Genomic DNA, 12,830 nt, shown 5'->3' with positions numbered 1-12,830 from the left:
ACTAACCTATATATTTTTAATCTTTTAAGTTTTTCGCGTTATATTGTTCTAAATCAGGACGATCATTACTCGTTTTTAATCGAGTTGTTTCCGTATATTTAATGCCGCCAGATTGATAATATTTTTGTGAAATAAACTGATCATCTGCTGATGTTGAATTGTTTGTACTCACATCTACTTTATTCACTTGTATAGGATTATTAATCTCAACAGTCTTTTGATTTGTTAACAATGGAGCTGGATTCGATTTCGTACTGATTCTTGTTGTTTCGGTATACGTTAATCCGCCAGATTGATAATATTTCTGTGCAATGTAGTCATCAGTTACAATGACCTTTTCAGATTGATTCGTAATATTTTCCTGATCCAATGCTGTATCAAAATTTGTATTTGGCATAAACCCAGTTGAATTCATAAAATTCGGAATCAACTTCGATGTGGCCTGCTGAGTTATAAAATCAACGCCTTGCGTACGAATCATATCTAGTGATTGAGAAGGATTTACTGCCATTTGGCTTATAGTCTTCAATTGATCAGGACTTAAACCTAAATTTAATTTTTCTGAAATTCCACCTAAAGTAGAACTTGCCACTTGATTTTTGAGTTGCCCAACAGTTTGGTCTGCTAGACCTTTTAAAGCATTCTTGCCTATATCCTTTAAATTCATACTATCAAGTTGAGTCAAATTATTTTTAACTTGAGCCATTAAATTCTGACCCAGCTGATTTAAGCTCGAGTTCACAAAATTAGATGCACCAGGAATTACTGCATCTGCCCAATCATAACTTCGCGAAAAATGACTTGATAATGCCCAAGGACTTCGCTCATCTTTATCAAAAATCACTTGTGCACCACCAGGAGCAATTCCTGTTACTTGAGCAAAACCATTCGCATCTAATTTCCCTGTTATTGTCTTCCCAAGAGAGTCAATAACTTTATATCCAGCTCCTTTAAAGAATTCACTTCCACCATAACTTCTTAAAAGATTCAATGCGCCTTTTAACGGTTGCATTGTTGGCAATTGAGCTGAAGTACTTACACTCGCTCCCGGCTTAAATAAATGTTGTCCAGCTTTGACTTCAAACTTACCAGCTGTGGTCGGTAAAACTCCCGAACTGCTAATTTCAATCTGTGAGCCGCCACCGATCAACACTATTTTTTTTGCCGCTTTAATTTCAATTCGATCTTCCGTGGAAATAATCTGCACACCCTTTCTGGCAATCAGATCAGCACCATCCCCTTGAGCTTGAATCTCGATCTTGCCTTTGCCTGCATACAGTCGTGCCCCTTCTTGCGCTGCAAATAAGCTGATCTTTTTGCTGGCATGTCCGATGATGCTGTCTTGCGTGCTGGTGTTAATGCTTCCTTGTGCAATTTGGTTGATCTGTCCATCTGCACTGAGGTGGATGTCTTCGTTACTTTCTACGGCAATTGAACTTGGTGAAGCCAAGAGCATGATCGCTTGTTTGAAGGCCGCGGCTTTGCTTTGGTCTTCGCTCTCTAAGTTTTTGAGATAGCCTTGTAGGTTTTCGAGTAAGCTCAGTGGATCAGTCTGTTGATTCTTTGCCACTTCACTGAGGGCTTTGGCGTTGTTTAAGCTACTTTCGAGTTGTTGTTTGGCTTCGCTTGCATCTAAATGGTTTGCTTTGGCTTCTTCTTGTTTGTAGGTGGAGATGAGTATGCCTTCGCCTGCTCGTACTGCACCCCATTGGTCAGTTCTGAGTTCGAAACCTTCACCACGTCCTTCACTTTCTGCGGTTGCTTTGGGATGACTGAGATTCCCTAGGTTGAGTTGGCTCGCCCCGTGGGTGTTTTGCAGTTGGGTGGAGATTTGTCCTGTGGTGTCATCAAAGCGGAGTTGTCCATAGCCTTCGCCTTGGACTTCTTTACTTTTAATCCCTGCGAGTTTTTTAGTGTCCGGCAGTTGGCCTTGACTGTCAAATCGGGTTGGGCTGCGTTGGGCTTCATGTAGGCGGCCTACCACAAAGGGACGGTCGATGTTGCCGTCAAAGAAGTCGATGACCACGATTTCATTGATTCGAGGAAGGAAGCGTGCGCCATAGCCTTCGCCTGCCCATGGGGTCAGTACATCGACCCAAGCTGAATCGGTATCGTTGTTGTTACTGCCTGCACCGCCATCAAATTGGTGGTCTTCTGCTCGGGTAAACAGGAAGCGTACTTTGATGCGTCCCCATTCATCGACATGGATTTCTTCTCCTGCAGGTCCCACCACTTTGGCGCGTTGGGGATGGGTGCTAGGTCGATGTTGTAGTGGGTTGTATTCGGGTACGGTTTTGATGTTGCGTCGTTGTAGGATGAGTTCGCTGGCTTGGCGTTCTTGGTCCGTGTGGGTTGCTTGGTTGGTGTTTGTCTTGTGTTTTGGCGTCCATTGGCTGCGTTGTAGCAGTTGTTGGACTTGTTGGTCTAAGTCTTTGGGTAGGTTGTTTTGGTTGTAGTAGCGTTTGCCAACAATGAGGAATTCTTGATCAGCTCCGCTGTGTTGTTCAATTTCTGGATGGCCATCGAGTTTGAACCAGTAGCCGACTTGGCTGTCTCTGACGCTGGCTTTGGCGATGAATTGTTTGCTTTGTCCGGCGTAGTAGTCGCTGAGGTGTTGGTTGAGTTTTTCGACTTGGCTGTTGCCTGAGGCGGTGGCTTGGTCTTCGCCTTTGAGGTCTTGGATCCATGCAGGGCTGATGTGCCATGCTTGTTCGAGGCCTAGGCTGGCATTGTCTTGGTGGTCACTGTGTTGGTGTTTGCTTTGGACTGAGCCTGCACCTTCTTCTTGTTCGAGGGCTGTGGCTTGCCAGCGTTGTAGGTGGACTGCGGTGGGTTGTAGGCTGCGTTGTCCAATAAAACTGGTGATGGTATCAAATTGTTCTGTCGCATCACTGCGGTGGTAGCGAATGTTGCGTCGGTTAAGGGCTTGGTATTGGCTGTTGTCGTCAATCAGGCGGAGCTTTTGTGCTTCGATCGGGCTGTTGTTGCTCGGTACAATCGGTTGGGCTTCATCAATGAGCCAGTTAATGCCTTCACTGCGTAGTAAGCGAGTCAGAAAGTCGTAGTCGCTTTCGTTGCTTTGCATGATGAAGGGTCGGATGTCGTATTGTTGTAGTCCACTGTGGTCTAGGCTGAGGCTCGAGGCAAAGAGTGGGCTTTTGTTTTGCCATTCTTCAAAGAGGATTTCCACCACTTCGACCACGGATTTGTTCATAAATACGCGGCTGTTGCGGCGTTTGTGCCAAAGTGAAGTTGCATCGTTGAGCGTGAGTTTGTAGAGGGTCAGTGCCCCATCGCTTTGTCCTTGTGAGGCTTCGGTGATGATACCAGTGGTTCTAAACAGGGTTCCTTGATCAGTGACTTGATCGACGGCCACTTGTGTGCCGATGAATTGTTTGAGTGGAATTAAGGCATTGGTCGAGAGACAGATGAGTTCTGCTTGCACGCCTTCGTTAAGGGCATGGCTGCCATCAATGCGTTGTAGGAAGACTTGGCTATTCAGTTGTGAATGACTGAATTGGATGTGGAGGGCTCTGTTTTGGGCGGTTAGACCGAGCTGTTCCAATGCCGAAAAGATGTTGGCAAGCATGGTTATTATCTGTCTTTTATAATTTAATAAGGCTAAAGAATTTCTTAATATTTAAACAAAAAATAGACACGATAAACAGGTCGTGTTACACAAAACACCCATTTATTGTGAAATAAAATTACAAATAAAATACAGATTTGATTTAAAAAATAATATAAAGCAAGTGAATGATTACAAAAAAAGAGGCTGAAGTGTTAGCATCTTCAACCTCTGTAAACTACAAAACTAAGAACTTCTTATTTAAAGAATATGATTGAACTACTGTCCAGAACGAATGATGTAATCAAACGCTGACAGTGATGCTTTCGCGCCTTCACCAGTGGCAATGATGATTTGTTTATAAGGTACTGTTGTACAGTCACCCGCAGCAAATACACCTTTTACATTGGTTTCGTTGCGATCGTTAATCACAATCTCACCACGGTTGGTCAATTCAACTTGGGTTTCTTTTAAGAAATCCGTGTTGGGTAACAAACCGATTTGTACGAAGATCCCCGCCAATTCAACTGTGTGCTCTTCATCTGTCGCACGGTCTTTGTATTTCAGTGCAGTGACTTGTTTGCCATCACCAACAACTTCAGTAGACAACGCATTTTTGATGACAGTCGTGTTAGGTAAGCTGTTCAATTTATCTTGAAGAACTTGGTCAGCACGTAGTTTAGTATCGAATTCAACTAATGTTACATGTTCAACGATACCAGCCAAATCAATCGCAGCTTCAACACCAGAGTTACCACCACCGATCACAGCCACACGTTTGCCTTTGAACAATGGACCATCACAGTGTGGGCAGTACGCAACACCACGTGTTTTGTATTCTTGCTCACCGGGTACATTCATTTCTCTCCAACGTGCACCTGTAGACAGGATGACCGTTTTCGATTCAAGTTTTGCACCATTCTCTAAAGTCACTTCAACTAAACCGTTGGCAGTTTCATCCGCACCTTTGATGTCAGACACACGTTGTAAGTTCATGATGTCGACACCGTATTCACGAACATGTGCTTCCATTTCAGCCGCAAACTTAGGACCTTGCGTCTTTTGCACTGATGTAAAGTTTTCAATGTCCATGGTGTCCATGACCTGACCACCCATGCGCTCAGCAACGATTCCTGTACGGATACCTTTACGAGCCGCATAGATTGCAGATGTGTTACCTGCAGGACCACCACCGATCACAAGCACGTCAAATGCGTCTTTGGCATTGAGCTTTTCAGCATCTTTCGCAGCAGAATTAGTATCGAGCTTCGCAACAATCTCTTCCAATGTCATACGACCTTGACCGATATGTTCGTTGTCTTGGAACACCATTGGTACAGCCATGATTTTGCGTTCTTCTACTTCGTCTTGGAAGAATGCACCATCAATCATGGTTGCTGTTGTGCCAGGGTTGTAGATTGCGATCAAGTTAAGTGCTTGAACCACATCTGGACAGTTATGACAGCTTAAAGATACGAATACGTCAAAGTCAGATTTGATTTCTAAAGCTTTGATGGATGCCAATACTTCATCAGATACTTTTGGTGCATAACCAGAAGTTTGTAGCAATGCCAAAATCAAAGAAGTGAACTCATGACCCATTGGTAAACCTGCGAAGAAGACACGCGGTTCTTCACCTGCTTTTGCAATACCAAAGCTCGGCGCACGTTTATTTTGACCATCAAAACGAGCTGTGACGAATGGAGAAAGTGCAGCCACTTCTTCCACAAGTTCTTTGATTTTTGCAGATTTGTCTGAATCATTTAAAGTCGCAACCAATTCGATTGGACCTTCAAGGCGTTCTAAAAGCGTTTTTAATTGAGCTGAAGTATTTTGATCTAACATTGCTAACGTCTTCAAAGGAGTAATATTTATTTGATAAAGTTATATTAGAAGAAATACAAAAATAGGTAAAACAGTTAGTTTGCATAAAGACTATCGAAAAATTGAATTAAAAAATCATTCATTTAAAAATGAATGATTCTTTTATGATGGTCGTAACAGTACAAACTTTAACTATATCTCCAAACGTTGAGTGATCGTTTGAATTCTGCTTTTAAAACTACGAGCTAATCCAAAGAAAATAAGCATTAACAATAACATGATGGCTGAGAACACCATTAATATCATCTTGACGACTTCTGAAATTTGTCGTGCCTGATTTGCCCGATGATCTATCGCTTTTGCCCAAGGAGTAATAGATTGACCATAAACTTGTTGCTGCATTGACCATAACTGCTCTGCATTAAAACCATATTCGACAAACTGTTTTTCATTTCTTTCAGCTTGCGCAAGTCGAGCTAAATATGCAGTTGCTAGCTTGGTATCTTCAGGTTTGTGAATCAAAGCCACTTGCGCAAGGACGTAGGCTTGTATAATTGGATTGACCTGTTGTTCAGTCATGATGACAGCAATCTGACTTTCGTGAATCGATTTATCATAATGACTTAATTGATATTGTTGTTCCAACGACTCATCATTCAAGTCATATTGAACATAGGTCAAACCTGACCAAATTAAGATGACAGCAATGAACCAACCAACAAACTTAAGTACAAATGATTGAAAGCGCACATAGAAAAAACGTATTTTCTTTAAAAAATGAACGATAAAAAAAGCACCAATGACTGAGCTAAATACTTTTAGAATGAACCAACCTAACCAAGATATCAAATTAAAAAAATAGTCAGGCTGATGTTGGTACACGTTTACGACTTCATCTAAACTATGTGGCAAATGAAGCTGCTGAACAGTTTCACTCATACCCATAAAACCATAAATCATGTCCTGATGAATAAAAAGCGACACAACTGAAATAATGAGTACACTGGTACTCAAAAATCCCCATAAATTAAGTATGCGATTTCGTTTGTACAATTCAGGCAATCTTTTCTGAATCTCAGTCTGCGCCACAAGATATTCATTGGTTTTATTCAAATTTAAACCTCAAGAAATTAGTGTTTTGGCTGATTTTGACTCGAATCCAAAACAAGTTGTTGAAGATTTCCTTGCAAAGCCTTAATACGGATTGATGCCTCTTCACGTTTTTGCATCCCTTCTTTCTGAATACTAATAACATCATTCACTGTTTTAATGAGGGTATTTTGAACATGTTCAAGTGTTTCAATGTCAATCACTGAGCGTTGATTTGCTCGAGCAGTATCTACTGAGTTCTGGTGTAATAAATCTGCATTTCGTTTAAGTAACTCATTCGTCGCATCATCAATAGTATTAGCCAATTGGACGCTATTTTTTTGTTCCTGTAATGAAATCGCTAAACTAATTTGATTTTTCCAGGCAGGAAGCGTGATATTTTTTATCGCATAAAACTTATCAACCAACATTGAATTATTTGATTGAATAATTCGAATCATCGGTAATGTCTGCATCGCAGATTGTTGCAATACCTGTAAATCACTCACTCTTTTTTCCAAGTTGTTTGCTAAGTGATTTAAGTCGTAGATTTTTTGATTAGTTTGCGCATCTTGTTCTAGCGTACTTAATTCAGCTATTTGCTCCTGAACTTCTTGTTGTTTAATTTTCCCTGCAGCAATATAAACCCCTAATTGTTTATATTCGTCCTGCACACCATCAAACATACGATCCAATGTATTTACACGGTCTTTTAACCCTTGTTGAGAGGTTTCAATTTCTTTAACTAAAGCATCTATTTGTTCTTTAGTGGTATTGAACTTTTGATCAAAACTCTGTTTAGCACCCTTAAATCGATTTAAGATACTACCCAAGAAGCCTGAACTTTTAGCAGGACTTAAAATACTGTTTGTATTGAGCTGTTGAGCCACTGTAACGACTTCATTTAACTTTTGACCTGTTGCATCCAAATCTTTATTTTTAACTAGATCCAGTAATTCATCCGTATAAGTCGCTGTTTTAGTCGCGATATTTTTCCCATATTCAGCAACCGTAGCATGATTCATATCAGCTAGTTCTTGGTGAACTGATTCGACTGCTGCAAGGTCTGACGTCGTCAACCCAATTTCTTTTAAATCTAACTTGGAAAACTTTTCCTCCGTAGAGATTAAGCTTAAGGATTCATTTTTCTTTTGAATTGGAAAATCAGACATAACACACCTTATTCTTTAATTAGTGATTTTTTTAGAGATCGAATCAGTTGTTCGCGACTTTGATCTAACTTTTCAATATCGACTGCGCCATTTTTAATTTGAGTTTGCTCAAGATGATATTGCCAAGCTGGGATTAATACTTGCTGCGCTTCACGAAAACGATCCGTCAGAGTTAATGAAAGTTGTTGAGTCAATTGCATTTGCATGAGAGAAATATCATTGTTTGCTTGTACCGACTCTAATGTTTGTATTTTTTTAGCCAATCGCTCCTCAAAGTTATCGAGTGGATGGCGATGATGAGAAAAATCTGTGTATTCTGTTAAAAATTGTCTTGCTGCTTGAATGTAGCGCGCCATTTGCTCTCTCAAACCAACTGCTTGCTGAAATCGAGAACTAGACTTTTGGATTTCAATGTGAATACGTTGGGACAGCTGATCAGCATCTAGAATGAGTCTATCTAAATCACGAATATAAGAAATTTGACCCGCACCGAACTCCAAATCCAGACCTAACCACTTTTGGAGAGCATTAAATTTTTTTTGTTTTAATTTCTTTTTGGATTGATTCAATTTTTGAATAATATCTGAAATTGTTTCGCTTAATTTTTTATTTAAAGTGGGGTCTATACCTACCAATAGAGCATTTTGTGCCTGCACAATATGTTCAGCATATAAATTAAGTTTAGACGAATCAGTCAATAAAGGAACAAGATCATGCCTCTTAATTGGGAGTAAATCCGAGGGATTAACTTCAATTTGATTTAAGGGTATAAGCTCATTAAAAGATGACATTAGCGTAATTTAAGCAAGTAATCAGCAATCCTCAAATGTAGCAATAAACTGTTCAAAATATACTATTTTTTTGCAAAATATTACACAAAATCAAATACAAAAAAAGCCAGCAAATGCTGGCTTTTTTATTAATGAGGTTTAGATTTTCTCATTCTAAGCCAACATAAACCAATGAGTCCTAAAAGCCCAAACCCACCTAGGCTACCCCCTCCACTCGTACGAGAACTTCCAGGCCCTGTTTCCGTATTTAGAACAGCTAATGTTCCCTCACCTGATGAAGCGCCGTCTGCGTCCAATACTGAGTACTTAAGATCATAGGAAAAGACATCCAAATTATTGTTCAACTGAACACGAATGTTTCCACCATAGCACTTCTTAAAACGGTCATTAGCACATGGCTCTACCCGATCCGCGATAATTGAAACGGGATTCGGTACTCTTGCAAAATAAATTGATACCTCATCTCCATTAGTATTATGGTAAAACTCCTTTTTATTTGGAGGATTGATTGCATTTCTGTTGCCATCACCAGCATCACTCGCTTCAGCCAGTAAATTTACACTGATTTGAGTCGATTTTTTTGGATTGATTGTATATTCCACACGTTCAGGAACAGTTGGCACGATGTTGATAAAATTACCAATTAAATATGCACTTGATGTTTTTTTACTGTCGCTTTTTGAAGTAAGCGTATATGTACAGAATTCAGAGTCTCCACTCGGTGTTATGCGACCATCTGTTCTATACATGACTATCTGCTTAAGCTGCGGTTTCCACTCACATTTCAACCGCTCATCAAACTTACCTAAGAACGTTTTATCGATATCTAATTTCCCAACTCCCACAACCTCAACTTTGACATCATAATTATCAACATTAAGATGCTCAATTTTTCGCACCGTACCATCAGGAGAAACAATTTCATCTGGTAAATTCAATTTAAATGGATCGAACAAAATTGGACGATATTGATTAAGATTATTTAACTCATTCAAAAATGCTTTTTGATCGGTGAGCTCCTTATTATAATAATCAATCACTTCTTCTTTGGTTTCAGGATCGGCAATAGCATCTTCGAATGCTTTAATTCTATTCTCAGTTGATTTCTTTATCTGAACCAGTGATTCATTTGCTTTACTTAAATTGGAAACAGTCAACTTTAAGGTTTCTATCGCACCAATATCGCAAGTATTGGGAGTCGCATCTAAACTGTTGAGCGAGTCCAATCCAATCCGATTAATACCTCGTTGATCAAGCAGCGAACAACCATCAGTACCAAAATCAACTAAATCTGTACCACTAGAATTAATCTTCGGAAAAAAGACAGGATGAAAGTTAGTATTCTCATCATTAACTGGTAACGATGTTGAAAACAGATCATTAATACTCAATTGACTAACATCAAGACTATTTTTTTGTGCATTTTCTGACGCTTTTGCTGGTAGATCACAGTCTATAGATGGATTACTCAGTGGAATAGCATTTGCCAATAATTCAATACCTGCTGACTCAACTTGGCTCACATCACCGTGACTATATATACAGGCTTTAGCCTGATTAAAACCTATCACATTATGATTTAAGGCTTTTACACCTGTATTTCCATACCAAAGCACAGATCGCGCGGTATTCGCGATAATCGTATTACTATCGAGCTTCAAAATAGAATTGGGACTCAAATTTATTTGACCCCCATCTGTTAAACGATCACTAAATTGAAAAATTTGACCTTGTGTAGTATTTAATACATTGGAAGAGATTGTATTTGCTTGCAATTGAGTTGTAGGTTCACCACAAAATGAGAATAAACTGTTTGAAGCTGTATTTCCATTTTCGGTAATAGACATACGGGATAAATCAATCTTACGACGTGTGAACACAAGATTATCCAAACAAGACATCGCGATAACAGCGCCTTGCTGAGCTGTATTACCACTCACCCACCCGACCGAATAACTTAAAGAGCTATCACTGTCATTCAAAAATATCGCTCCACCTCTTAATGCAGAAGAGCTAGTGATATTTACATTATATAAATCAGTCTCGCCTCCCAATAGCAAAGCGCCACCGTTGGTAGATGATTTACCATTTCTCAGCTCTATATTTCTTAAACTCAAACTCGGTCGATTTAGATTGGTCGTATTAAAAATTCGATGTGTATTTTGACCATTAATTATAGTTTGAATTTTAGTTTGCGCAGGATAACTATTTGAAATGACATTCGGTTTGGAATAATCGACAGGCTCTTTACCCCTAATAATCACTGAAGAAGTTGGCTGAAGCTCTGCATTCAAGCTATAGGTACCAGCTTCAAGCTGAATAATGTCAGTTTGTACTCGATCCGTATTACCTTTAGCACAACCTCCATAAGCTCGATTAGTCGAAGCAGCCGTCAACGCTTCTCTGAGTGAACACTTTGCATCATTAGTACCGTCTTCATCATCAAAGGTAGTGACATAAATTATTGTATCTTCAGCAGCCATCAATGACATTGCAGAAAGGACTGCTAAGGTCAAAAAAGCTTTTCTACTTTTCAACATACGGTTACCTTATTATTTTTTTCTACGTATCGCGATTAAAGTCATCAGACCTAATACGGAGATTAGACCTAGCCCCCCACCAGAAGTTTTTACTTTATCGCTTGTATAAGTATCTCTGGGGTCTTGTTTAATGACAGTTGGAATTTCGATATAAGGATTCATTGACTCATTTAACTGACGTGTAGATACAACGACCAAAACTTTAAAATCATCAGTTCCGTGCCAATTCCCTTGAGGTGTATACGTAAACTCTCCATTTTGGAGTAGTTCAGCTTTACCCTTACTTGGAGAATTATTTTGTTGTATGATCATACAGCCCGCTTGCCATTCTTCTTTTTTCGGATGAGGTCCGACTAAGGCATCACATTGACTAGCAGGTATTAGCTCACCATCTCCTAGAAAATCATTAATATTTAACTTAACAATCTCTCCATAAAATATATCCTTGCCAAATCTGCCTGAAGACGTACTTGACTGAATAAGTTCGATTGCGCCTCGATCACACAAAATACGATCCTTACGTGCGTTGCCACGCTGATCAACTGTTTCACATGATGTACCATTTGAATCTGGTCCACGATTAATGATCGGAGAATCTGTCAATTGTCGATAACTAGGCAACACTCTTGGACGGAAATATCCTAAAGCATAGCCAGAATAGACTTTGAACGGACATAAAATGCCAGATGAATTAACATCACATTCACCTTCTACATTAGTCCCAGCTAATAATGTGCGCTCGCCCAGTTTTTCTGAAGCTGTGCCCTCACAACCAAAACCATATAAATTATTGTTTAAATTTGATTGATCGATTGCAGTCTCTACACGGCAGTCTCGATTGCCATTTTTTGCAATTATATTGTTAGTAAGCGATGCCTTCTTAAACGGTGCATTAAAAACCAAGCCAAAATCATTAAAGACCAGCGTATTGTTATTAAGCGCAATACCATCCTTCACATTGATAATATAGCCCTTATTATTAAAAATTGTTGAATTAGTCACTTTGGCATAATTGAGATTGGTCACCTTAGTTTCATCTTCACTCAACACTTTATGGCTATAGATTGCGAAACCTTCTGAATCTGTTGTTTTATTACCTTTAATAACAGAAGCACTAATGTCAAAATCAGGATATTCACTATACAAAACAGCACCTTGTTGTGCTTGATTGTTTTCCAATAACGAATTAACTAAATTCACTCGCGCGGAACGAATTTTGCTGGTTTCGGATTCAATAAATGATTCAACATTATAAATCGCACCGCCAAAATTCGCTTTGCCATTGATAAGATGGCTTTTATCTAATTTTAGCCGTTCATAATTGAGAATTAATCCACCTTTGTCTTTGCATACAGATGCAGTACAACCTTGCAAGGTAATTTCGTAAAATTCCACACCAATTGCAGCATCTCTAATTTCATCATCAGCTTTAGGACGAATTCGCTCAATATGGAAAATTCTATCAGTACCCTTCATTGTTATGACGGCATTTTTTGTACCAGGAATATCGTCAACAATGGTAGTTTCATACTGCGTTCTAAAAACCATCGGTTTAGAGATGCGAACTTGCTCGTTTAGGAGATATTCTTTCGTAGATAAGATAATATTATCTGTGGCATCTTTACCACCACAGCCATTGAGACCTGCTTCAGGTTTACCCTGATTAATATATTCAATTGCTTCACGCAACGAACATTGATCATCATTTTTGGTGATATCTTCAGTGGTCGTAACCACAATATCTGCACTGAATACATGCCCTGTTGCACACAACAATACAAGACCTAAGCCCCGTCTGAGCATTACCATCTCCTTAATTTTTCTTTATTTTTTTAAGTAGCGAACT

General features: G+C 39.3%; 7 protein-coding genes. All 7 read right to left on the bottom strand.

The features are described from left to right. Positions 1-16: 16 nt before the first annotated feature. Positions 17-3,589 (bottom strand): type VI secretion system Vgr family protein, encoded by a 3,573-nt coding sequence (locus AC1M83_RS06225; RefSeq protein WP_481590249.1) that lies wholly within the window; start codon positions 3,587-3,589, stop codon positions 17-19. 258 nt (positions 3,590-3,847) lie between these two features. After that, positions 3,848-5,413, bottom strand: coding sequence for an alkyl hydroperoxide reductase subunit F (gene ahpF / locus AC1M83_RS06220; protein WP_481590248.1), 1,566 nt, complete (start codon positions 5,411-5,413; stop codon positions 3,848-3,850). A gap of 171 nt (positions 5,414-5,584) precedes the next feature. Beyond that, a complete protein-coding gene (locus AC1M83_RS06215) occupies positions 5,585-6,505 on the bottom strand; it encodes a hypothetical protein (protein ID WP_481588962.1) in 921 nt (306 codons plus the stop codon). A gap of 17 nt (positions 6,506-6,522) precedes the next feature. Continuing rightward, a complete protein-coding gene (locus AC1M83_RS06210) occupies positions 6,523-7,653 on the bottom strand; it encodes a toxic anion resistance protein (RefSeq protein ID WP_092766783.1) in 1,131 nt (376 codons plus the stop codon). Positions 7,654-7,661: 8 nt separating this feature from the next. Continuing rightward, positions 7,662-8,444: a tellurium resistance protein gene (locus tag AC1M83_RS06205; RefSeq protein ID WP_481590247.1), complete on the bottom strand. Its 783-nt coding sequence runs from the start codon at positions 8,442-8,444 to the stop codon at positions 7,662-7,664. Positions 8,445-8,572: 128 nt separating this feature from the next. Further along, positions 8,573-10,984: a CSLREA domain-containing protein gene (locus AC1M83_RS06200; RefSeq protein ID WP_481590246.1), complete on the bottom strand. Its 2,412-nt coding sequence runs from the start codon at positions 10,982-10,984 to the stop codon at positions 8,573-8,575. Between the two features lie 12 nt (positions 10,985-10,996). Then, positions 10,997-12,787, bottom strand: coding sequence for a rhombotarget A (gene rbtA / locus AC1M83_RS06195; protein ID WP_481590245.1), 1,791 nt, complete (start codon positions 12,785-12,787; stop codon positions 10,997-10,999). Between the last annotated feature and the right edge of the window lie 43 nt (positions 12,788-12,830).

It is taken from the genome of Acinetobacter sp. 25-47-130, from assembly GCF_056779705.1.
The sequence above is the reverse complement of the archived record's forward strand: the minus strand, read 5'-3'. Positions and strand labels throughout refer to the sequence as shown.

Excerpts from the sequence above, each read along its gene's own strand:
- AC1M83_RS06225 (WP_481590249.1), bottom strand. The coding sequence starts at position 3,589 with ATGCTTGCCAACATCTTTTCGGCATTGGAACAGCTCGGTCTAACCGCC.
- rbtA (WP_481590245.1), bottom strand. The coding sequence starts at position 12,787 with ATGCTCAGACGGGGCTTAGGTCTTGTATTGTTGTGTGCAACAGGGCAT.
- AC1M83_RS06205 (WP_481590247.1), bottom strand. The coding sequence starts at position 8,444 with ATGTCATCTTTTAATGAGCTTATACCCTTAAATCAAATTGAAGTTAAT.
- AC1M83_RS06210 (WP_092766783.1), bottom strand. The coding sequence starts at position 7,653 with ATGTCTGATTTTCCAATTCAAAAGAAAAATGAATCCTTAAGCTTAATC.
- ahpF (WP_481590248.1), bottom strand. The coding sequence starts at position 5,413 with ATGTTAGATCAAAATACTTCAGCTCAATTAAAAACGCTTTTAGAACGC.
- AC1M83_RS06200 (WP_481590246.1), bottom strand. The coding sequence starts at position 10,984 with ATGTTGAAAAGTAGAAAAGCTTTTTTGACCTTAGCAGTCCTTTCTGCA.